Annotated in this window: 18 protein-coding genes; 11 read left to right on the top strand and 7 right to left on the bottom strand. The window is 61.6% G+C overall.

Annotated features, from left to right (window positions below; genetic code table 11):
• Positions 1–2,117: 2,117 nt before the first annotated feature.
• Positions 2,118–4,508 (top strand): hypothetical protein, encoded by a 2,391-nt coding sequence (locus BV034_RS26435; RefSeq protein WP_050029958.1) that lies wholly within the window; start codon positions 2,118–2,120, stop codon positions 4,506–4,508.
• Positions 4,509–4,556: 48 nt separating this feature from the next.
• Positions 4,557–5,513, top strand: a complete 957-nt coding sequence (locus BV034_RS26430) for a hypothetical protein (RefSeq protein ID WP_050029957.1) — start codon at positions 4,557–4,559, stop codon at positions 5,511–5,513.
• A gap of 410 nt (positions 5,514–5,923) precedes the next feature.
• On the opposite strand, the gene BV034_RS26425 is transcribed toward BV034_RS26430, so the two are convergent.
• Both BV034_RS26425 and BV034_RS26420 read right to left on the bottom strand, forming a co-directional pair.
• A complete protein-coding gene (locus BV034_RS26425) occupies positions 5,924–7,126 on the bottom strand; it encodes an AGE family epimerase/isomerase (RefSeq protein WP_050029956.1) in 1,203 nt (400 codons plus the stop codon).
• Positions 7,123–8,283, bottom strand: coding sequence for a sialidase family protein (locus BV034_RS26420; protein ID WP_050029955.1), 1,161 nt, complete (start codon positions 8,281–8,283; stop codon positions 7,123–7,125). Before BV034_RS26420 ends, BV034_RS26425 begins: the two co-directional genes overlap by 4 nt.
• 153 nt (positions 8,284–8,436) lie before the next feature.
• On the opposite strand from BV034_RS26420, the gene BV034_RS26415 reads away from it, so the two are divergent.
• The 4 genes from BV034_RS26415 to BV034_RS26400 all read left to right on the top strand — a co-directional run bounded on the left by BV034_RS26415 (position 8,437) and on the right by BV034_RS26400 (position 13,090).
• Positions 8,437–8,991 (top strand): HupE/UreJ family protein, encoded by a 555-nt coding sequence (locus BV034_RS26415; protein ID WP_050029954.1) that lies wholly within the window; start codon positions 8,437–8,439, stop codon positions 8,989–8,991.
• Between the two features lie 67 nt (positions 8,992–9,058).
• A complete protein-coding gene (locus BV034_RS26410) occupies positions 9,059–9,946 on the top strand; it encodes a MotA/TolQ/ExbB proton channel family protein (RefSeq protein WP_050029953.1) in 888 nt (295 codons plus the stop codon).
• Between the two features lie 102 nt (positions 9,947–10,048).
• Complete coding sequence (locus BV034_RS26405) at positions 10,049–10,531, top strand: biopolymer transporter ExbD (protein WP_050029952.1); 483 nt, start codon at positions 10,049–10,051, stop codon at positions 10,529–10,531.
• Positions 10,532–10,555: 24 nt separating this feature from the next.
• Positions 10,556–13,090 carry a tetratricopeptide repeat protein gene (locus BV034_RS26400; RefSeq protein WP_050029951.1) on the top strand — a complete coding sequence of 845 codons (2,535 nt, stop codon included), beginning with the start codon at positions 10,556–10,558 and terminating at the stop codon, positions 13,088–13,090.
• Between the two features lie 416 nt (positions 13,091–13,506).
• On the opposite strand, the gene BV034_RS26395 is transcribed toward BV034_RS26400, so the two are convergent.
• From BV034_RS26395 to BV034_RS26375, 5 genes are all read right to left on the bottom strand, one after another.
• Complete coding sequence (locus tag BV034_RS26395; protein ID WP_050029950.1) at positions 13,507–13,878, bottom strand: hypothetical protein; 372 nt, start codon at positions 13,876–13,878, stop codon at positions 13,507–13,509.
• 342 nt (positions 13,879–14,220) lie between these two features.
• On the bottom strand, positions 14,221–15,942 hold the full coding sequence (locus tag BV034_RS26390) for an NADPH-dependent assimilatory sulfite reductase hemoprotein subunit (protein WP_050029949.1): 1,722 nt from the start codon (positions 15,940–15,942) through the stop codon (positions 14,221–14,223).
• A gap of 86 nt (positions 15,943–16,028) precedes the next feature.
• Complete coding sequence (locus BV034_RS26385; protein ID WP_050029965.1) at positions 16,029–17,804, bottom strand: assimilatory sulfite reductase (NADPH) flavoprotein subunit; 1,776 nt, start codon at positions 17,802–17,804, stop codon at positions 16,029–16,031.
• Between the two features lie 292 nt (positions 17,805–18,096).
• Entirely contained in the window at positions 18,097–18,441 is a 345-nt protein-coding gene (locus BV034_RS26380) for a hypothetical protein (RefSeq protein ID WP_050029948.1), read from the bottom strand.
• Positions 18,425–18,913 carry a GNAT family N-acetyltransferase gene (locus BV034_RS26375; protein WP_009959821.1) on the bottom strand — a complete coding sequence of 163 codons (489 nt, stop codon included), beginning with the start codon at positions 18,911–18,913 and terminating at the stop codon, positions 18,425–18,427. The genes BV034_RS26380 and BV034_RS26375 overlap by 17 nt, the downstream gene beginning before the upstream one ends.
• 179 nt (positions 18,914–19,092) lie before the next feature.
• On the opposite strand from BV034_RS26375, the gene rpmH reads away from it, so the two are divergent.
• From rpmH to BV034_RS26355, 5 genes are all read left to right on the top strand, one after another.
• A complete protein-coding gene (rpmH, locus tag BV034_RS36890; protein WP_009959822.1) occupies positions 19,093–19,299 on the top strand; it encodes a 50S ribosomal protein L34 in 207 nt (68 codons plus the stop codon).
• A gap of 36 nt (positions 19,300–19,335) precedes the next feature.
• On the top strand, positions 19,336–19,737 hold the full coding sequence (gene rnpA / locus BV034_RS26365) for a ribonuclease P protein component (protein ID WP_050029947.1): 402 nt from the start codon (positions 19,336–19,338) through the stop codon (positions 19,735–19,737).
• Positions 19,734–20,069 carry a membrane protein insertion efficiency factor YidD gene (gene yidD, locus BV034_RS35210; protein WP_081888128.1) on the top strand — a complete coding sequence of 112 codons (336 nt, stop codon included), beginning with the start codon at positions 19,734–19,736 and terminating at the stop codon, positions 20,067–20,069. The genes rnpA and yidD overlap by 4 nt, the downstream gene beginning before the upstream one ends.
• Positions 20,070–20,143: 74 nt before the next feature.
• Complete coding sequence (gene yidC / locus BV034_RS26360) at positions 20,144–22,000, top strand: membrane protein insertase YidC (RefSeq protein WP_081888127.1); 1,857 nt, start codon at positions 20,144–20,146, stop codon at positions 21,998–22,000.
• A gap of 1 nt (position 22,001) precedes the next feature.
• Positions 22,002–22,487, top strand: a complete 486-nt coding sequence (locus BV034_RS26355) for a R3H domain-containing nucleic acid-binding protein (RefSeq protein ID WP_050029945.1) — start codon at positions 22,002–22,004, stop codon at positions 22,485–22,487.
• Positions 22,488–22,489: the final 2 nt, after the last annotated feature.

Below are 22,489 nucleotides of genomic sequence, written 5' to 3'. Positions count from 1 at the left end.
AGCCAGTCGGAGGAGCGCCAGTTGATGCAGCTTGAACTCAAGCAGCAGGAGAAGCGGTACGAGGAAGAAAAAGCCGCGGGTGAGGAGAAGACTGCGGAGCAGCAGGAAAATTTGCAAGTGCTGGCCCGTCTGAAGGAACTGGCCCGGCGACAGGAGGCGCTGGCGGAGAAAATCAAGGAGGTGGAGAATCAACTCCAGCAGGCCAAGACCGCGGAGCAGAAGCAGGAGCTGGAACAGCAGCTCAAGCGGTTGCAGGAAGAACAGGAACAACTCCTCAAGGATCTGGATGACCTGAAGGAGCGCATGGACCGTCCTGAGAACCAGGCCAATATGGCCCAGGAGCGGGAGCAGCTGGACCAGGCCCGTGAGCAGGTGCGGGAGGCGGCCGATCAACTGGCGCAACAACAGACCGGCAGTGCCGCCAGCGCGGCCACCAAGGCCCAGGAAAACCTGGAGAAGGTGCGGGATGAATTTCGTGAGCGCACGGCGCGCCGGTTCGCGGAGGAGATGAAACAACTCAAGCAGGACACGGCGAACCTGGCCAGCCAGCAGGAAAAACTGGCGGAACAGATCGCCGAACAAGCTGCGCCCCAGGACCAGAACAAGGGGAAAGGCAAGGAGTCCAAAGATCAGGTGGATGAGCTCAAGGAACGTCTCCAGGCCAACCAGGTGTCGAGGCAGGCCGAGACCCAGCGGGAATCTCTGGAGAAGCTGATGGAGCAGATGCGCCAGTTGAGCGAGCAGGCGGAGCCTTCCGAGCCCCTCCTTTCCACCGCTCTGCATGATGCCATGCGCAAGGCCCACTCAGCGGGCATTGAGGATGCGCTGGGTGAGGCCCGTGACCAGGTGCAGTATGGGCGCCTCGCAGATGCGCAGGTGCAGGAGCGCAAAGCGGCCAAAGGCATCGAGGACCTGAAGCAGAGTGTGGACAAGGCCGCCGAAAGCGTGCTGGGCAGTGAGACAGAATCCCTGCGCATGGCCCGCGCAGAACTGGACAAGCTGCTGGAAGAAGCCTCCCGTGATGCCAACCGGGGCGAAGCGAAACAGGCAGAAGGAAATAACTCGAAAACAGCCCAGGCGGGGAAAGCCGGGGAGCAATCCGGCCAGAAAGAAGGGGATGGCACCTCTCCCGGCAAGGAGCAGGAGAAAGGCCAGCCTGGGCAGGGGAAGGGCCAGGAAGAATCCAAAGATCCCTCGAAAGAAGGCCGCACGGCGCAGACCCAGACCGGTGAGCAGGGCAAGCAGCCAGGGGCTGGTCAACAACCCGGAGATCAGCCCGGTCAGGGCCAGAAGAAAGGTGACCAGCCTGGGCAGGGGCAGCAGCAGGGCGAGGGTCAGGGCAAAGGGCAGCAAATGGCGGCCAATGAGCAAGGAGAGGGGCAGGGCCAGCAGCCGGGCCAACGACCGGGTCAAACTCCCGGCCAAGGGCAGCAACCAAGTCAGGGCCAGGGTCAGCAAGGGCAGAATCCCGGACAGGGACAAATGGCCGGAGCTGAAGGCAGCGAGGGCCAAGCTCAGGGTCAAGGCCAGGCTGCTCCGACAGGAGGGCAGGAAAATTCCTCGAACCCGGGTCAAGGACAAGGACAAGGACAGGGCCAAGGTCAGCGTGCCGGTCAGCCCGGGCAGGTGGCGGAGGGATCGCCACGCGGTGGCAATCGGCGGGGAGGTGGTGCTGCGGGCGGCGGGGGAGGCGAGTCCACAGCCGGCGATTCCGGTAGTGGTGGTGGCGAGTGGTTCTTTGACCAGCCGGAAGAACTGGCTAACGACAGTGCGATCACTGGTGCCAACTACGAAGGCTGGGCTGATCGTTTGCGCCGTGTCGAGGAGGCTCTTTCCTCCCAGGAGCTGCGCGAGCAGGCGGCCCGGGTGCAGGACAATGCCCGCAATTTGAGAGTGGACTCCCGCCGCAACGATCTGCCTCCGCAGAGCGACCAGGTGCGCATGCAGATTGTTCAGCCGCTGGCCGAGCTGCGGGACCGGGTGATGGAGGAGCTGGCCCGCAAGGAGTCGGCCAATCCACTGGCTCCGCTGGATCGGGATCCGGTGCCGCACCGCTTTCGCGAGCAGGTGCGTCGTTATTACACTGAACTCGGGGGAGGCAACTGATTCACACGAGCATGGAGCACAAGGGCTGGGTCTGGCAGGGTTGGGAAGGCATCTGGCCGTGGGTGGCCGGGGGCGTTGCGTTGGCGGCACTCGTGGCGCTGGTGTACAGCTACCGGCAGGCCACGACGCATCCGTCGCGGAAGCTGGCCGGCTGGATGTGCAAGCTGGCCGTCTTCGTTCTCCTGCTCCTGGCATTGCTTGAGCCCATGTCCGTGACCCAGACGGCCAAGAAGGGCGAGAACGATGTCCTGATTCTGGCGGACGACAGCGCCAGCCTGGCCTTGAAAGACCCGGCTACGGGGAGGCCTGTTGGCATGATCCCGGGAGTGGAGGCAGGGGCGGGCGCTCCTGCGGGATGGTGGAAACAACTTGAGGATGTCTTTCGCGTGCAGGCGTTTTCATTCGACGACCGGCTGCATGACCGGGCAGATCTCTCGACCCGGAACTTCGGGGCCACCCGCTCTGCCCTGGTGACGAGTCTGGAGGCTCTACTCAAGAGGTTTGAGAAACAATCGGTGGCCGCTGTCGTGGTCTTCACCGATGGAAATGCGACGGACGCAGCGAAGCTTGAGACGCTGCTGGCCTCCAAACCGGGGGTGCCGGTCTTTCCGGTGATGCAGGGCTTGAAAGAGGCCCCCCGTGATCTGGCCCTGCAGAGCGTGGATGTCACCCAGACGCCATTTGAAGACTCTCCGGTGGCCGTGAGCGCCCGTGTCTCGGCCCGGGGTTTCGACAAGGAGGAGCTCAGTCTGGTGGTCCGTGACGAGGCGGGAAAGGTCGTGGTGACGGAAAAACACCAGCTTCCTGCCGGGGCGGTGGATCATGTCTTTCAGGCTCGGTTCCGTCCGGCCAAGACTGGGCTTTCCTTTTATACCGTGACCGTGGTTCGCTCGGCAGCGGCGGGTTCGCTGGATGACCAGAGCAAGCTTGCCACCGCGTCAGGGGAGACCACGCTGGAGAACAACCGTCGCTCCATCGCCGTGGACCGGAAGACCGGCCCCTACCGGGTGCTCTATGTGGGCGGGCGGCCGAATTGGGAATACAAGTTCATGCGCCGGGCGCTGGAGTTGGACAATGAGGTGAAACTGGTGAGCCTCATTCGCATGGCCCGCCGGGAGCCCAAGTTCCAGTGGCGCGGCCGGGAGGGGGAGACGTCGAACCCGCTCTTCCGCGGCTTCCGTGGTGACGGCCAGGAGGAGGCCCAGCGGTATGACCAGCCCGTGCTGGTCCGGCTGGGCATCAGCGACAAGAAGGAGCTGGCGGACGGGTTTCCGCGAACTCCGGAGGAGCTCTTCGGTTCTTTCCGTGCCGTCATCCTGGACGACGTGGAGGCGGAGTTCTTCACCCAGGAGCAGATGGACCTGCTGGAGAAGTTTGTGAGTGTGCGCGGCGGCAGCCTGCTCATGCTCGGTGGGCAGGAGAGCTTCCGCCTGGGCAAGTATGATCACACCCCGGTGGGGCGGATGTTGCCGGTCTATCTGGATGCGGCGGGTGCCGGGCCGGCAGGACCGGTGCAGGATGCCGCGTTCAATCTCACCCGGGAAGGCTGGCTGGAGCCGTGGATGCGCTTGCGCAGTGTGGAGGGCGACGAGGAAAGCCGTCTGGCCAACATGCCCGGCTTCTTCTCCGTGAACCAGACGACGGCGATCAAGCCTGGGGCCAGTGTGCTGGCGACGGTCACGGATGGTACAAGGAAAACTCATCCCGCCTGGGTGGTGCAGCGCTACGGCAACGGCCGGGTGGCGGCGGTGATGGTGGGGGATGTGTGGCGGTGGGGCATGCGCGACCCGGAGTCGCATGCGGACATGGACAAGGCCTGGCGTCAGATGATGCGCTGGCTGGTCGTGGATGTGACGGACCGGGTGGATTTGGCGGTACCGGTGACGGCAGGGGGCTCTCATGAGTTGGTGACGCCGCAGGTGCGGGTGCGAGACAAGGCCTTTCGGCCCCAGGACGATGCCAGCGTGAAGGTGGAGATCGTTGAACCGGACGGCACCAAGCTCAATCTCGCGGCCGACCCTTCGAGCGCAGAGGCGGGAATGTTTGAAGCGGCCTCCCATGCGAGCCGGGCGGGGGCCTACCGGGTGAAGACGACCGTGCAGGACAGCACCGGTGCCGTGGTGGGCGAAACCACGACGGGATGGGCGCTCAATCCGGCAGCCGCAGAATTTGCCTCGCTCACGCCTAACCGGCCTTTGTTGGAAAAGATCGCCCAGTGGTCGGGCGGTCGCGTTTTGCAACCTGACGAACTCGCGGCGTGGGCTGCGGAACTGCCCCAGTCGGCCATGCCGATGATGGAGATTCGCAGTGAGCCCCTCTGGAATCAATGGTGGCTGCTCCTGCTGGTTGTGGCCCTGCTGGGCACCGAGTGGTGGATGCGCCGCCGCCAGGGATGGAGATAACCCATGAGATGCTTGGATTGATCGATGAAACGACTTTTGCCACTTCTGATGACTGCCGCTGCCGGGATACTCGTGGCTGCAGAGCCTGTGCCGCCGCAGAGAGATCTGCGGGTGCTGGTGGTGATGGGGTCGGAAGGCGCGGCGGAATACAAGCCGAGATTTGAGAAAGAGGCCGAGTCCTGGCAGAAGGCCTGTGAGAAGGCCCGCGTGGCTTGCGAGGTGGTCGGCACAGCCTCAGAGAGCAAGGACAAGCCGGACCTGAGTTTGATAAAACAATGGGTGGAGGCAGCCGCCCAGCAACCGGAGCAGCCGGTCTGGGTGGTGCTGATCGGGCACGGCACCTTCGATGGCCGGGAGGCGAAGTTCAACCTGCGGGGGCCCGACTTGACGCCGCAAGAACTGGCTTCATGGATGAAGCCTCTTGTGGGTGAAGTGGCGGTGATCCAGACCGCCTCGTCCAGCGCGCCCTTTGTGAAGGCCCTGGCGGGACCCAAGCGGGTGTTGATCAGCGCCACCAAGAGTGCCGACGAGGTGTTCTACACCCGCTTCGGCCAGTTCTTTGCCGAGGCCGTGAGCGGCTCTCGTGAACCTGATCTCGACCAGGACGGGCAGGTGTCTTTGTTGGAGGCGTTCTTATGGGCGTCCAAGCAGGTGGACCGCTTCTTTGCCACGGAGGGAAGACTGGCCACAGAGCATGCGTTGCTGGAGGACAACGGCGACGGAGTCGGCAGCCGTGCCGATTCGTTCGACGGATTGCGGGCCGCCAAGGTCCCGGCGGAAGGCAAAATCCCTGACGGCCAGGTGGCAAAGCAGTGGAGCCTTCTTCTGAGCCCCGATGATGCGTTGATGACCGAGGAAGTGCGAAAGCACAGGGACGAGCTAGAGCGCCATGTGGAGGCCCTGCGAGCGAAGAAAGGGACGATGGCGGCGGATGCTTATTATGCGGAATTGGAGAAGCTGCTGCTGGAGATCGCGAAGATTTACGAGAAGGTTGGAGATAGTTGAGGATGCGGAGCTGTTGCTGCGGGATCTGTTCGTTGTTTTGGATTTTGCTTTCCGCGGGGCAGCCAAACAATACACTCCACCGGCGGCAAATCTTGGGCATCCTGAGCTCGATCCAATACGCCGCCTAAAGGCGGAACTCCAACCACGACGCGGAAACTCAGGGTGGGGCGTGAGAGTCTTGCGCGCTGCTCCCAATGCCGGGGTATGGGAAACAACCGTGGAGTATCACAAACAAATGCTCATGCAATGTCCGCTGCAGGGTTGGAGTACCGCCTTTAGGCGGAATCAGGATCCGCAGGTCCCATGGCGTCGCTTCATCCTAGTCGCATCATGCGGTTCGTAGTCTGACCACGGCGAGATGACCTGAGCAAACTAAAGTTTGAACTACAAGCAGCTTCAAATGCCTCCGCCTATTCCAACATCTCCCCGCACAGCCACAACATCCTCGGCAAATGAAACGGGCCTTTCCACAAATTCCCCTTCAGCCGCACTGACGGCGTGCCATCCCGGTGCAGGTAGCCATACCACTCACCGTGCTCAGCATCGGGGAAGTGAGCAAAGCTCCAGTCATGCACCTGCTGGTGCCAGCGCGCGTACTTGGCATCGCCCGTCGCCTGCCACGCCATCATGGTGGCGATAATCGCCTCGCAATGGGGCCACCAGAATTTCATGTCGTGCCAGTATTCCTGCACTGGCAGTCCGTGGAGATCGCGGAAATAGAAGAGCCCGCCGTGTTCCTCGTCCCAGCCGCGTTCCCACATGCAATCGAGGATGCGGAGACCCAGTTGCTTCCATCCGTCATTTTTTCGCAGGTCGGCTTCATGCAGAATGAACCACGCGCACTCGATGGCATGACCAGGGTTCAGCGTGCGGCCGTCAAAGTGATCGATGAGGCTGCCATCCGGTGCGACCGTTTCCATCAACACGGCAAGATTCGGTTTGAAGAACAACTGCTCAATCGTGCTGATGAAGTGCTCGATCCACTCCGTGGGCGTCCTGCCGGAGACGACCGTCTCACCCAGGTTCGCCCGCAATTCCTGCGCGGTGGCGATGCCGATCATGAGCGGGCCGATGCCGAGCATGGGACGGGTTTTGGGATTGACCTTGGGCGTCACCGCACCGGGCTCAAAGGCATGGTGCAGGTAGCTGGCGAAGTCACGCTCCGCGGCGGAGGCGGCGGCGTCACTGCCAGTCGCTCGCGCCAGTGCGGCGTGGGCGATGGCCGCGAACGACTCGCTGAAGGCGTAGCGGCGCATGCGCAGAGGTTGGCCGTCCCGTGTGGTGGTGAAGTACATCTTGCCCCGGTCATCGACGCTGTAGCCGTGCCGGTCCAGAAACCCCACGCAGGAGATCGCCGCATCGAGCCATTCCTGGCGAGGTTCGAGGGAATGATACAGCGTCGCGAACATCCAGCCAGCCCGGCCCTGGAACCAGATGCTCTTGTCGGTGTCCAGGATGCGGCCATCCCGATCCAGGGAGGTGATGATGCCTCCATGCTCGTGATCGAGGCCGTGGCGCAGCCAGAAAGGAAGAATATCATCGGTCAAGGTCCGTCGATAGAGCTCGCGGAGGTGCGCCCGATGATCTGGGTCAGCTAGAGTGGGAGAGCTCATGGTGCGGGGGAGGCTGTGATCCAACCCATCTCAAACCTCACAAGCCGGATGACTTCGTAGGCGCCTTTCTCGCCCGTTTCATAGAGGCAGCCCACCCGGCCGTCAGGCAGCCGGGCGAGGATGGAATACGCAAACCATCCGGGTTCGAGGAGCCTCTTTGTGGACCAGGTCTTTCCGTCGTCCGTGCTCAGATGCACGGTTCCCCGGTGGCGCTGTTTGGTGCTGTCCGGGCCGGAGTAGAGGAGGTGCCCGGCATCATAGCGGAGGAGAGATGCGGCACAGGGAGGGGCGGGGAGCTGCGGCACTTCATACACGTCAGACCAGGTCACTCCGCCATCTCGGCTGACCGCCGCTTTCCGGCAGTCGGAGGTGCGGTGCTCATCCCGCGTGTTGAGCAGGACGCTGCCATCAGACAGCTCTGCCATCTGCACTTCGTTGACGCGGCTCACCATTTGTCCCTTGGCGTTGGGGGCAGTGGCTCCCGGCGCGTTGTTGCCCATCTGCCAGTTCTTGCCGCCATCATCACTGTACACCGCATACACATTCCACTGACCAGCGGGGCCTTCATTGAATGGGATGACCAGCCGCCCTGCGTGAGCACCGGCACTGAGCTGGATGCCGATGCCCGGGCCGCTGGCCAGAGTGGTGACCTTTTCAGAGCGTTTCGTGGTCGCGGTGACATCCTGCGGTGCAGACCAGGTGGCTCCGTCATCCTCAGAGGTCATGAGCAGGTTCTTCACTACCGCCTCGCCCGTGACGCCGGGTTGCAGCCCTTTGTTGAACTCGGAGAGGCCTGCCGGATAGCGCTGGAACATGACGAACACCCGCCCGGTCCGGGCATCCTGCACCGGCACAGGGTTGTTTAACGAATGATCGCCGTCATCCTGCACCACCTGCAGGGGCGTCCAAGTCGAGCCGCCATCGGTGCTGCGCTTGAGGATGATGTCGTTTGCCGACTGATCCCCCAAGGTCCGCCTGCCTTCGGCAAATGCCAGGAGCGTGCCCTTCTGCGTGACGAGCAGCGCGGGAATACGGATGCCGCCGTAGCCGCTTTCACCCTTGGCAAAGACGTCAACGTGATCCGGCTCCGCAGCGTCCAGTCGCCCGATGGCGAAGATGACGACGCAAGCGAATCTTGAAAGCAGGGGGAAGTGCATGAGCCAGGATAGTGCCCACTGAGCCCTTCAGGGAAGGTCGGCCTGCTTGTCTTACTCCCAGACAGGCAGGAACTCCCTTCGGACTGGATTGGGGAGGCTTGAGCTTGAAGTTCGGGACGACAGCAGCGAAAACGACATCACCCCGTGACAACCATGGACACCTTCCTCCACTGCCTGATTTCAGGTTTCCAGCACATCGTGCCGGAAGGGCCGGACCACGTCTTGTTCGTGCTGGGGCTCTTTTTGATGTGCCGGGAGATCGGATCCTTGCTGTGGCAGGTCACCCTCTTCACTCTGGCCCATTCGCTCACGCTTGCCTTGGCGCTCTGTGGTCTGGTGACCCTTCCGGACCGCCCGGTGGAGATCCTGATCGCCTTCAGCATCGCCTTCATCGCAGTGGAAAATCTCGTTTTGAAGGATTTGAGCCGTTGGCGACCGCTGGTGGTGGTTGGGTTTGGTCTGGTCCACGGTTTCGGCTTCGCTGGGGCCTTTGTGGAGTCTGGCATCCCTCTGAATGATCCGCTGGTGGCGGTGGTGGGGCTGAACCTGGGGGTGGAGCTGGGACAGCTAGCGGTTCTGGCTGTGGCATTTGCGTTGTTCGGCCAGTTTTGGGAGCGCGGCTGGTACCGGAAGGCGGTCACCATTCCCGGCTCGCTGGTCATTGGAGCCCTGGGGCTGAGCTGGGCAGTCATGCGAATGTCTGCCTGAGGACTGTCTCACACCGCCGCATGGTAAAGGTTTGCAAAACGCTTGGATGCCCATATTTTGCCGGGCGATGCGTCCCAAAAACGTCTTTTTGACCCTCTCCGTACTGTGGCTGATGCTCGGTCTGCCGCTGGCTTCTTTGCAGGCCCAGTCACCCGGGGGCGGCCAGCCAGGATCGGCCGCTCCGGTGATCACCTCCTCGGCACCAGGGACGATTCCACCCGGGGCTCAGGCATCCGCCCTCGACGGTGGCATCGGCAACATCAAACACAAAATGGGGTTGCTGTTTTACCCCATGGTGGTGCTCTCGCTTTTCACGCTGGCGCTCATCTTCTTCAACGGGTTCACCATCCGCCAAAATGCTGTGGTGAGTGACGCCTTCATGAACTCTGCGGATGCCCTGATCCGCAAGCAGGACTACCTGGGCCTGCTGGCAGTCTGCAACCGCCGCAATGAGTGCGTGGCCCGCGTGACGGCCAAGGCACTGGACTTTGCCACCAAGAACCCGACCGCCAGCTTCGATGAAGTGCGGGAGGTGACCGAGGCAGAGGGCAGCCGTCAGGCGAGCCTGATCCTCCAGCGCATCTCCTACCTGGGTGATGTGGGCTCCATCGCCCCCATGATGGGCCTGCTGGGTACGGTGTTCGGTCTGATCACCTCTTTCAACCAGATCTCCCACACGCAGTTCGCGGGCAGCCAGGCCGTGGGCGTGGCCACTGGGGTGTATGAAGCTCTTTTCTGTACGGCGGCAGGCCTCATCATCGGTATTCCCGCCCTCATGATCTACGCCATGCTGCGGGGCAAGGCCCAGCGCCTCGTGTCGGAGCTGGAGTCTGCCAGCACCCACCTCATGGCCCTGCTTTCCGCCCAGTACAAGCGGGCCGCTCGCGCCGCTGCCTCCCGCTCGGCTGCTGCCTCCGCCGGGCATGGGGCTCACACGGAAATTCCCGCGCTCTGACCAGGTTCCTGGCTCCGCCGGGTCCATTCCAGTGCAGGAGCCGTAACAACGAGGTGACTTGAATCTCGGTGCCGCCTGCGGCCCCCAAATAGGATCGAACGCATGAAATTTCGCAACGTCAGCAAGATTGAGCCCATTCCGTTACAGTTGGCTCCCCTGATCGACATCCTCTTGCTCCTTCTTCTGTTCTTCATCATCACGATGAACTTCGCCAAACAGGAGACGGAGATCGAGATCGCCGTGCCCGCCGCCGAGGAAGGCAAGGAGAACACCGACCGCACGTACGGAGAGATCGTGATCAACGTCAAAAAGGACGGCGTGATCACCATGGAAGGCCAGACGCTCACGGGAGATCAGCTCCTGACCAAGCTCAAATTGATCGCGAGTGTACAGAAGGATCAGGCCGTGATTCTGCGCAGTGACGAGAACAGTCTCTACAAGTTCACCATTAATGTTTTGGATGTCTGCCAGAAAGCAGGCATTTGGAACGTGTCTTTTGCGACGCGACCACCAGAATCCGATGCTCCTGGGGGGGCGCCACCTTCGGCACCGGCCCCCTCGGCAGCTGCCTCCACCGCCTTGTAGCGCGCGTATATTTCCAGAATTTTCATGAAAGCCCCAGCCCTGGTACGTTCCACCGGTCTTGTCATTGCCAGCCTCGCCATGGGGGTGGGGGTGGGCTCGACGGGATTCCAAGCCACGGCGTTGGGGCAGGCGGTGCCACGTGCCGTGCCGATTGCGGAGCCAGGTGCCCCGCGAGCGATCCCGGTGGAGACACCACAGGCTCCGCCCCGGGCCACGCCAGCGGTGGATCCAGGCAGGATTCCCGGACCGGATGAGGACCTGTACGACTACGCGACGCTGACCTACAACCAGCAGGACTACAAGCTCGCGATCAAGCCCTACACGGACTACGTCACGACCTACCCGCTGGGGCGGCATGGTGCGGAGGCGTGGTTCCGGCTGGGCGAGTGCTACTACAAGACCAAGCAGAACGACGATGCCAAACGCTGCTACAATGAGGTCCTGACCCGGTTCCCCCGCACGGACAGCGCCGGCCTGGCAGCCTACCGCATGGGCATGTTCTCCTACAACGCGAAGGACTACGCCAAAGGGGCCACCTACTTCGAGATCGCGGAGAAGTTGGGCACCAATGTGGACTTCAAGCTGGGTTCCGTCTTCAACAAGGCGCTCTGCTACAAGTATTCCAATCAGAAGGAAAAGGCCCTGACCGCCTTCAAGGTGGTGGCGGGCGTGAAGGGAGGCGACCTGCAGAATCGCGAGTTCGCCCTCCAGGAAGTGGCCTTGGGCTCCACCGAACTTGGCAAGAAAGAGGATGCCATCGCGACCTACCTGGAGATCATCGGCGACGCCAAGGATGACAAGGTTTTGGGCGACGCCCTGATTCGCTCCGGCCTGCTCTACAACGAGTCAAACAAGCCCGAGCAGGCGCTCAAAAACTTTGAGCGTGCCCTGGCACTGAAAGATCTGCCTTCTGACAAGAAGGGGATCGCCGTGTACGGCCTGATTCAAGGAAACTATGTCAAAGGCGACTACGATGGCGCCATCGAGACCTACACGAAGAATGCCACGGTGGTGGCTCCTGAGGACCTCCAGGGCAAGATGCTGCTCATCGTGGGCAATGCCTACAAGAACAAGCAGATGTACCGCCAGGCGGTGGACACCTTCCTCGTCATCGAGAAGAACCATCCCGACACGAAGGAGGCCCTCGAGGCCGGCTATCAGAAGCTGGTGTGCTTCTTCCAGCTGAATGACAAGGACATGCCCATCTTCGCGGAGCGGTTCGAGGAACGCTACGCTACGAAGTTCCCGGGGCACGAGTACCTCCTGATGTCCCGCCTCATCCGGGCCGACTGGTGGTTCAGCAAGGCCGAATACAAGCAGGCGGCCGCCGCCTTTGCGGGTCTCGACGTGAGCAAGGTGCCGAACAAGGTTCGTGCCACAGTGATCTACAAGAAGGGCTTCGCCGAGGCGGAGGCTGGCAAGTACACCGATGCGGTCAATACCTTGACGATGTTCATCCAGGAGTTCCCCAAGGATGGCAACTTGCCGGTGGCACTCGCTCAGCGTGGGATTGCTTTCAAGGGCATCCCGTCCTTCGACAAGGCGCTCGCGGATTTCACAGTCATCATCAAGGACTTCCGCGGACATCCGGCGCTGGAAATGGCCTACTACCAGAGCGGTGACATCAAGTCCCGCCTGCGTGACATTCAGGGGATGATCGCGGACTTTGAGACGCTGGTGAAAACCTTCCCGGCAACTCCGGCAGCAGCCGAGTGCTGGTACCGCATCGGTCGCGGTTACTTCGACCTCAAGACTCGTGAAGGCTACGGCAAAGCCATTGAGCCGTTGCGCAAGGCGATTGAACAGGATCCCAAGAAGTACCTTGATGAGGCCAGCCAGTTGCTCATTTCCTGCCAGACGCTGCGTGAAGACGTGGACGGTGTTTCCAAGGAGATCGACAAGTACTATGAAGTGCGTGAGACCGCGAGCATCTCCCCGGCCATCCTGGCCTGGTTGGGCGAGCGCTACTTCAAGCGCGACAATTTCAAAGCTGCTGCCAAGTACTTGGTAAAGGCGACCACTCCTGACAATCCTTCCGGCACCCAGGGCGTTGTTTGGAACTACCTCGGCATGGCCGAGCTGGAGAACGGCAACTACGACGCTTCCATACGCGCGCTCGATTTCTACCTCGCGCAGACTCCGGAGGGGGCCAGCCGTGCCAAGGCTCTGCTCACCAAGGGCCATGCCCTGTTGGGCAAGAAGAGCCTCGACGAGGCCGATGCCTGTGCCATCGAAGGCCTGCAGATCATGAAAGAAGGCCGACTGCATGCCCAGCTTCAGCTATTGCAAGGGGACATCTTCATGGTGCGTGGCGAGGTGGCCGCCCCCAACGGTGATCTGGACGGTGCCAAGGCTGCCTGGCAGAAGGCCGCAGGAAACTACGTGGTAGTAAGCCAGGTTTTTGTTGATCCTGAGATCACGCCCGAGGCCGCCCACAAGGCGGCTGATGCACTGGACAAGCTGGGTCAGAAAGACAAGGCGAGTTCATTGAGAGACCAGATCAAAACCAAGTACCCGAACTTCGTGCCGAAGGGCCGGATCAAGGACAAGGAGGCGTAAGAGGGGCGACCGAGATTGCTGCTTGGTTGCGATCTCGTGGGGATCGTCCGTGTGATGTGCTTCTGGCGTCGGTCTTGGTATCGTTGGGGCACATTCAATTTCGCGCCAGCGTCTTGGAGTGTTGGTGGCTTGACACCGCTTTCGCCAGCGGGTGGTGGGGAGCGAATGCGGGATGGATGGCCTGGGGATAAGGGCGCGCTGTGACGCTGCGGCTCGCTCAATGCTCCCTGCTCACATGCTGGGGTGCGAGGACATCACAAGGCGTAGCGAAAGCGGCGATGCTCGCCGCAGTCCCAAAAGCGCTGCGCGCTCAGGTGTTGCGTGCGAGATGAAAGGAGGCGCGTCTGGGGGCTTGCGATGTCGGAGGGGATGATGCTCCGATCCCACGCCGCTTCCTTCGTTTCAGAGATGCCAGATCAGTCCCCGTCCTTCGCCAATGCCTTGGCTCCTTTCGCCACGCCTTTGACCACCGCTTTGGTGGTGGAGACCAGAATGCCCGTCAGCACGAGGGCGGCCAGCGCGAGTCCGAAGCAAATTTTGAAGGTGATGGAGGCAACCTTCATCCAGTCATCTGCCTGAACGTCGGTGGCATTTAGGATGTCCGCGAGTCCCCAGAATCCGATCACGCCTACGGCCAGCGCGGCAAGGGTCCAGCGCACAAAGGCGGGGATCTTCAGGGGCGGAATGACCTTCGACACCAGCCAGCCGCCCACGGCGATCAGTGCGCCGACTCCATAGGCTACAGCGGCGATCACCACGCCTTCGATGAGGAGAATGAGAAAAAGCATGCGGATAGAGAAATTGGTGTGGGCTGGATTGTCAAGTTGTGGGGAGGGGCTGGGCTTGTTGCGATGGTCTGCGCCCAATACTGGCGGTCACACGCCTACAGTTGATTCCCCGAGTTATCCCTCCGCTGCCTGACCGGTTGAGACAACCGGACTACACCCCGGGGACCGCCACAGGATTAGTCCGGATGTGTCATCCGGCTCAGTCGCCGAAGGGGATGCGTGATCAAACAGCTGAGCCCTTTTGAGCCGGTTGTCTCCATGCGTAGAACGGCCCCACAACGAAAAGCCCCCATCCGCGCGCAGCAGATGGGGGCTCGAAGTTTGCATCTGGAACTCTATGACCTAGCTCGAAAGGTAGGCTTCGTCCTTGATGTTCTTGTGGAAGTCATCGCCCTGCACGGTGGCCTGCACATAGCCGGCACGAATGACGAAGTCACCGAAGTGTTCCCCTTCATTGCGCTCCGTGGCGTAGTGCTTCAAGATGGGGGCAAGTACAGCTTGAATGTCCTCTGCCGCCACGTCCTGACGATACAGCTTGCTCAGACGCTGGCCTGCATGGCCACCGCCCAGATACAGATTGTAGCGATCTGGACCACGACCCACGAAGCCGATCTCCGAGATGAAGGGGCGGCCGCAACCGTTGGGGCAGCCCGTCATACGGATGGTGATTGCATCGTGACGCAGGCCCACTTCTTCCATCGTCTCCTCCAGAGTGGTGAGCACATCCGGCAGATAGCGCTCTGCTTCTGCAAGGGCCAAGGCGCAGGTTGGCAGGGACACGCAGGCGATGGAGGCAAGGCGGAGGGCGCTGCGTTCATGGCTCTGGTGCATGCCGTACTTCTCCAGCAGCGCTTCCACCTCGGCGCGCTTCTTGGCGGAGATGTTGGCGATCTGAAGGTTCTGGTTTGCCGTCAGGCGGAAGTCGCCGTCGTGGATCTTGGCGATCTCACGCAGTCCGGTGCGCATTGGATAGCCTGGGGTGTCCAGCACGCGTCCACCCTGTACAAAGAGGGTGTAGTGGAAGTTGCCGCGCTCATCCTCGACCCAGCCGTAGCGGTCGCCGTTGTCCTTGAACTCGTACGGGCGCACGGGTTCGAGGTCGTAACCGAGGTATTTGTTCAGCTCGGAGAGGAACCACTCGGGGGTGCGGTCTTGAATCGTGTACTTCAGGCGGGAGTGTTTGCGGTCGGTGCGGTCACCGAAGTCACGCTGCACCAGCACCACTTTCTCCGCCACGTCCACCACCTTGTCTGCGGGGCAGTAGCCGATCACGTCAGCGATGCGCGGGAAGGTGGCCTCGTTGCCATGGGTCATGCCCATGCCGCCGCCGACGGCGACGTTGTAGCCGACCAACTTGCCCTCTTCCACGATGGCGATGAAGGAAAGGTCGTTGGCAAAGATGTCCACGTCATTGCTCGGGGGCACGGCGATGGTGATCTTGAACTTGCGGGGGAGATAGGTCTTCCCGTAGATGGGCTCTTCATCCTCCTCGCTGGTTTTCACCTTTTCACCGTCCAGCCAGATCTCGTGATAGGCACCCGTCTGGGGTGTCAGGTGGGTGGAGATGTCACGGGCGGCCTTGATCACCTCCTCATGCACGCTGGAGAGGAAGGGGTTCGGGTTGCACATGACGTTGCGGTTCACGTCACCGCACGCCGCGATGGTGTCCATGGCTGCGTCATTGATCTCCTTGATCGTTCGCTTCAGGTTCGTCTTGATGATCCCGTGAAGCTGGAAGGCCTGGCGGGTGGTCAGCTTGATCGTGCCGTTCGCATAGGCATCGGCCATGCGGTCGGTCTCGAGCCACTGGTGCGAGGTGGACACGCCACCGGGCACGCGGATGCGCAGCATGAACGAGTAGGCCTTTTCCAGACGGTGCTTGCGGCGGTCCGGGCGCAGGTCGCGGTCGTCCTGCTGATAGCTGCCGTGGAACTTGATGAGCTGCTGGTCGTCCTCGGAGAGGGAGCCGGTGGAAAGATCGGCCAGGCCCTCTGCGATGGTGCCGCGCAGGTAGTTGGAGCGGGTTTTGATTCCTTCGTTGGCGGACAGTTTCTTTTCAGACATTGGCGTGGATGCCGCAGGTTGGCGGGAAGGGGTTGGAAAGAGCGGCGGGGTTGGGTGTTGGGAAATAATACTTGGAAGGGCGGTCCTCAGTACACGTCGCGCTGGTAGCGCTTGGTCTTTTTCAGATCCTCAACATAGGCTTCGGCTGCTTCACGGGACTTGCCGCCTTCCGTGGCGACTACGGAAATGAGGGCCTCGTGCACATCGTTGGCCATGCGGGCGGCATCGCCGCAGACGTAGAAGTGAGCCCCGTCCTGAAGCCAGGCATAGAGCTCCTTGCTGCGTTCCAGCATGCGGTTCTGGACATACACTTTCTCAGGCTGGTCACGGGAGAAGGCTACGTCCAGCTTGGAGAGGGCGCCGCTCTTCAGGTGCTCCTGCCACTCCACCTGGTAGAGGAAGTCATAAGTATAACGCTGGTCGCCGAAGAACAGCCAGGACTTGCCGCCCTGTCCCAGAGCCCCGCGGTGCTCCACGAAGGCGCGGAAGGGGGCGACGCCCGTGCCGGGGCCGACCATGATCACCGGCACATCCGAGGAGGCGGGCAGGCGGAAGTTTTTGTTCTGGTGGTTGTACACGGCAACCTTGTCACCCTTGTTCACCAGATCGGCGAGGTAAGTGGAGGCCACTCCCTTGCGGCTCACGCCGTGTGCATCATACCGCACGGAGGCGACGGTGAGGTGCACTTCACCCGGATGGGCGAGGGGGCTGGAGGCGATGGAGTAGAGGCGCGGCGGCAGCTTGCGGAAGATGGAAACCAGGTCCGCGGCGGAGAGGCCCTTCGGCGCGTAGTCGGCGATCGCGTCCGCGATCCAGCGGCCCCAGAGGTAATCCTTGAACTTGTCCTTGGCATCTTCGCCGAGCAGCGCGGCCAGTTTCTTGGACTTCGTCAGTGCCTGCAGCTTGGTCAGCACCGGGCGGGACAGCGCAGTGATGTCGAAGTTTTCGCGCAGGGCGTCGGACAGCGGCTTGCTGCCTTCGCCGTTCAAGGAAACATCTTCGCTGCCGCTGAGCTTGGAGGCCTTCAGGATGCCCTGCACCATGTCCGGGGCGTTCACGGGGATCACGGCCAGCGCATCGCCGGGCTCATAGACCAGACCGGAGCCGTCCAGGGAGATCTCGTAGTGCCAGGTCTCCTTGGAGGTGCCTTTGCCATTGAGCAGCACACGTTCGAGGAGTTCCCCACCGAAGGGGTTCTTTTTCCCGTAGGCGGCGTTGGCAGGCGCGGCGGACACAGAGCCGCCGGCCACGACTGGCGCTTGGGCGGATGGAGCAAGGGCGCGGAGGGCGGCAAGGGCCGCCTCCAGCCAGGTGCGGTGATTTTCCTCATAGTCCACGTCGCAATCCTGACGCGGGGAAACGCGGGTGGCGCCGAAGCTGGCCAGACGGGCGTCAATGTCCTTGCCGGTCTGGCAGAAGCGTTCGTACGAGGTGTCACCCAAAGCGCACACGGAGAAGTGCAGCTTCGGCAGGGCCAGCGTCTGGCCCATGAGAGCTTTGTAGAATGAGGTGGCTGTTTCCGGGGGATCCCCATCGCCCCAGGTGCTGATGATCACCAGGAGGTTCTCGATCTTGGCCAGGTCTGCCGGCGCGATGTCCGACATGTTCTTCACGGTGGCCTGGAAGCCGTGCTTTTTGGCCTCCTTGGCAGAGAGATCGGCGAGTTTCTCCGAGTTCCCGGACTCCGTGCCGTACAGAATCGTCAGTTTCACTGCCGTGGCAGGGGCTGCCGCAGCGGGCACTGCTTCTCCGGCAGAGAGGTAACCACCCAGCCAAAAACGTTGCGCGGGGGAAAAGCTGGCGATCAGGCTTTCGATGGACCGACGTTGGTCGGGGGAGAAGGGCGAGTGCTCGGGAAGCATTTCAGGGATGAAGTTCACTGGGATGAAGGGAACCCAACGAAGCTGCAAGTACGTTGGACCGCAAGTTTAGTCCTGAATTGCGACCGCGCAAGGAGTAATTCCAAATTCCCCATGGGAAAAGTAGGATATAACGCAAAGCGCTCATTTTGAGTGATTCAGGGGTGCGAGGCAGAAGGGGTGTGACAAGCTGCCGCCGCACAGAAAGCTCGATCTTAATTGACCATCTGTCATAGCCTTCGAGCGGGAACTTTGCCTTGAGAGCGGCGGGGGCGACTCTGGGCTGTCCATAGGGCTACTTTTTCCACCAGTCGCCGTCCCGTTCCCAGGGTTGACGGGGGCTCTCGTCGTCGGGTGGGCGGTTGGGGGTGCGGGGGAGGATCACGGGCTTGTCCTCATCGTCCTCCTCGGGTGGGGCGGCATGGCGTTCGCGGTAGCGGAGGGTCAGGGCGCCAGCTACAAAGCAGAGGGCGCAGAAAGCAAGCAGGCCTAGCAGGCTCCACGCCAGGGCATCCGCGGCCGGCAGGGCTTCAGACCGGGCTCCGTATTCGATCACGGGGCGGGTCTCCGTCGCGGCGGGCGGAGTTGCCTCCTCTGGCTCGAAGACCAGGGGAACATTGGGCTCATCCGGCGCTTTCATCCCCAAAGAGCAATCGCATGGGAATCATGTGCGAGAAGACAAAATCGTGTTTCTGGAAGAAACGCTGGCTCTCTGCACTGATCCTATCGGTGAGGAGGGTGATGCGTTTGAATTTTTTCTCCCGGGCGAACTCGATGGCATGCTTGAGGAGCATGGAGCCATAGCCCTGGCCGCGGTGCATGGGGTGGACGATGACGTCTTCCATGAGAATGACGAAGCCACCTTCAGCCGTGCTGATGGTGAAGAGCAGGTTCACCATGCCGATCAGTGTGTGATCGTTCCGCAGGACGAAGATGCGGCCGCGCAAAGGCTGCTCAAGAATCAACCGGAGCCCGTGCTCCTGCTTGATCCGGTTGGGCGTAAAATCCTCCTCTTCCCCGAGCAGAGCCATGACCAAGTTCGCCAGTTGTGGAAGGTCTTCCAGCGTGGCGGGCTCGATGCGGGGTTCAGACGGTGCGGACAGTTGAGGCATGTGAGTCCATCTTATACTCTTATGGACCGGCGCGAAAACGATTTCTCGCCCGCGTGGGGGCGGGATGAAGGTCAGATGACTCAGAAGTTGACAACCGATTCGAACCCGTTAGTTTGCCCGCCCCATTGATTCCAGCGGTGCGCCGCAGGTGTCATTTACCTTTCATCCACCCTGCGAATATGCCCAGCAAACGTACCTACCAGCCCTCCAAGCGCACCCGCAAACAACAGTTTGGGTTCCGCGCCCGGACGAAAACCGTGAACGGACGCGACATCCTGCGCCGCCGCCGCCGTGCTGGCCGCAAGCGTTTGCTTCCCAAGGGTGTGGAAGTGCACTTCAAGCGCCACACGCAGCAGCACAACACGAGCGGTTACCCGTCGTACTAACTTTTTCCGCCCGCTTCAGGGCTCCGGCCCGCAGTCATGCGATTCCCCGCCGCGCGCCGACTTCGGAGTGCCTCCGAATTTGGTCGTGTGCGGACTGAGGGCACCACTTACCCCGGGCGCTACGTCGTGCTCGGGGTTTTGCGTGCCGGTGAGGAGGCGCCTTGGAGGTCAGGCCTCATCACCTCTCGGAAGGTGGGCGGCGCGGTGCAGAGAAATCTGGTGCGCCGTCGTCTCCGGGAAATTTTGCGTGCCACCCCTCTCGCTCCGGGAGTCTGGCTTGTGGTCATCGCCCGCTGGAAGGCGGCCGGTGCCACATTTGATGAACTGCGCACCGACTTTCAAAAAGTCGCCAAACGCGCCGGTGTCTTGGTTCGTGAGAATCCTCCTGCCCAGATTCAGGCGCAGGCCCAGACGCGAGTGGTCCGTGAAGAGGAATGAAGACGCTCATACGCATCGCCATCAGGGGCTATCAGATCTTCATTTCCCCGGTGCTGCACTTTGTCGGCGGCCCAGGCAGCGGCTGCCGGTTTGAGCCCACGTGTTCGCATTATTTTCTACAGGCAGTAGAGCGGCACGGCGTCATGCGTGGCGGCTGGATGGGGATCAAACGGATCGGTCGCTGCAATCCCTGGGGAGGGAGCGGGCTTGATCCGGTGCCGGACTTGTCACCTGGAAAGTCCACAGAATGTCATTGCCAGAACGGTCATCCGCTCCACCAGTCTCCCTCCGCCACCCCGGAGTCTGAGATACCGCCCCGTCCCCCCGTGTGACGTGCGGTGGCCAACCGAGGGCGGCGGCATCTACCGACCCCATTTCACTATTTTAGCATCACACACTTTCTCTCATGGATCGTAAAGCTTGGATTGTCGTCACCCTCTGTGCCATAGGCATGGCGTTCAACTTCTGGTGGACTGCGAAGCATCCGCCCGCACCGGCACCTCAACCTCCGCCTGCGTCTACTGCCCCGGCCACGACTACGGATCCCGCCCAGGCTGCGGCCACCAATCCCGCCAGCCCGGCCAATCCCGCGACTCCCGCAGCGCCTGGTGCGACCGCACCTGTGGCAGAGGAGAAGATTGAGCTGAAAAATGCCAGCGCGATCTACACCTTCACCAACGTGGGTGGCGGTATCGCCTCCGTGGTGATGCTGGACACCAAGGATCACATCAAGCTCAACCAGCACGGCAAGGCGGCCATCGGCGCGCTCGGCACCGCTGCCAAAGCCTACCAGGATCTGACTTACAACGTCGTCGAGAAGACGGACAAGCGTGTCGTGTTCGAGGCGCTTTCGCCCGAGCAGGTGCTGGTGCGCAAGGAGTACAGCTTCTCAGAAGGAGCCGGCAGCAATGACCACCTCGTGGAGTTGAAAGTCACGATCAAGAACCAGTCCAGCGCCAAACTGGTGCGCGACAGTTATTACCTCTATACAGGGGCGGCCTCCTCGCTGCGTCCGGACGAAATTGAAGCACCTGCCTTTGTGTGGAATGACGCCGGTGATGCGAGCAACTTCGCCACGGGCAGCTTCCGTGATGGTGCTGGATTTCTCGGTTTTGGCGGCCCCGTTGTGGAGCTGCAGAAGAACTTCCAGCATCTGCGCTGGGGTGGGGTGATGAGCCGCTTCTACACCACGCTCATCAGCACGAAGGCGGACATCCCGGCCAAGACCTGGGCTACCCGTTTCCTCATTGATCACTCCAACGACGAGTTCAAGGATCACAAAAAGGCGCTTCAAGACTATGCCATCCACGGCGGCGTGGGCCTTCCCGCCATCGAGCTGGAGCCCAATGCCAGCACGACGGTTGACTACCGGATCTACATCGGTGCGAAGATTTTCCACGATCTGAAGAAGATCGACGTGGCCGAGGGCCAGCCCAACCGCCAGATGCAGTACGTCATGTTCTACGGCTGGTTCACCTTTGTGAGCCGCGGGCTGGTGTTCATGCTGCGCTGGTTCCACGATCTGACGGGCAACTGGGGCTTCGCCATCGTCCTTCTCACCATCACTGTGCGCAGCCTTCTCTGGCCCGTTCAAGCCCGCTCGAACGCCACCATGAAGCGCATGGGGCTGCTGGCGCCGAAGATCAAAGAACTGCAGGAGAAGCACAAGGATGATCCGCAGAAGGTCAATACGGAGATGATGCGCATGTACCGCGAGTATGGGGTGAACCCGCTCGGTGGCTGCTTGCCGCTTCTCGTCCAGATCCCCATCTTCTTCGGTTTCTACGCGGTGCTCCGTTATGCGGCAGAGCTTCGTGGCCAGCACTTCTTTGGCTGGATCCAGGACCTTTCCCTGCCGGACACGGTGACCACGCTGCATCTGCTCGGCTACCACCTGCCTTTGAACCCGCTGCCCCTGCTCATGGGGTTGACGATGTTCCTCCAGATGAAGCTCACGCCGCAGCCGGCGTCGGCTGACAAGACGCAGCAGCGCATCTTCATGCTGATGCCATTCATGTTCCTGTTCTTCTGTTACTCGTTCGCCTCCGCGCTGGCGCTGTATTGGACCGTGCAGAACATCTACAGCATCTTCCAGGCCCAGGTGAGCCGTCTCTGGCAGAAGGACCCGGTGCTTGAAAAAAAAGCGGTGATTGATGTGACGCCTGGCTCTGGCTCCGGTCAGTCCGGCAAGGACAAGAAAGACAAGACCTCGATCCCACGTCTCGGTGGGGGAGGATCCAAGTCCAGGAAGCCCAAAGCATGACATGACCCTGCCGCCGCTCGAGCACGCCCGTCAGATCCTGGATACCCTGCTGGGGTATCTGGGGTTCGTGGTGCGGATCGAGGAGGAGGAAGGGGCGGAGGGGCCGACCCTGCAGATTTTCACTGAAGAGACGGACGCCCTCGTGGGGCATCGTGGCGAGGTGCTGGATGACATTCAGTACCTCGTGAACCGGATCCTGCAGCGGCGGGATCCCGCCGCGCCCCGGGTGCGGGTGGATGTGGAATACTTCCGCACCATGCGGGAGGATCGCATGCTGGAGAAGGTGAAAGAGCTGGCCGAGCGCGTCCGGCTGACCGGCCAGCCTGCGGTGCTCAACCCCATGAACAGCTACTACCGCCGCCTGGTGCACAACATCTTTGTGAACGACCCGCTGGTGCAGAGTGAGAGTGCCTCGGGGGATGAGCGCTTCAAGCGCATCACCCTGAAGCGACGTCAGTCGTCTGGGGGAGGAGAAGGCGGGAGCTAGAG

It is taken from the genome of Verrucomicrobium sp. BvORR034 (assembly GCF_000739635.1).
Taxonomy (GTDB): domain Bacteria; phylum Verrucomicrobiota; class Verrucomicrobiia; order Verrucomicrobiales; family Verrucomicrobiaceae; genus Verrucomicrobium.
This window is presented reverse-complemented; position numbering and strand designations above follow the sequence as displayed.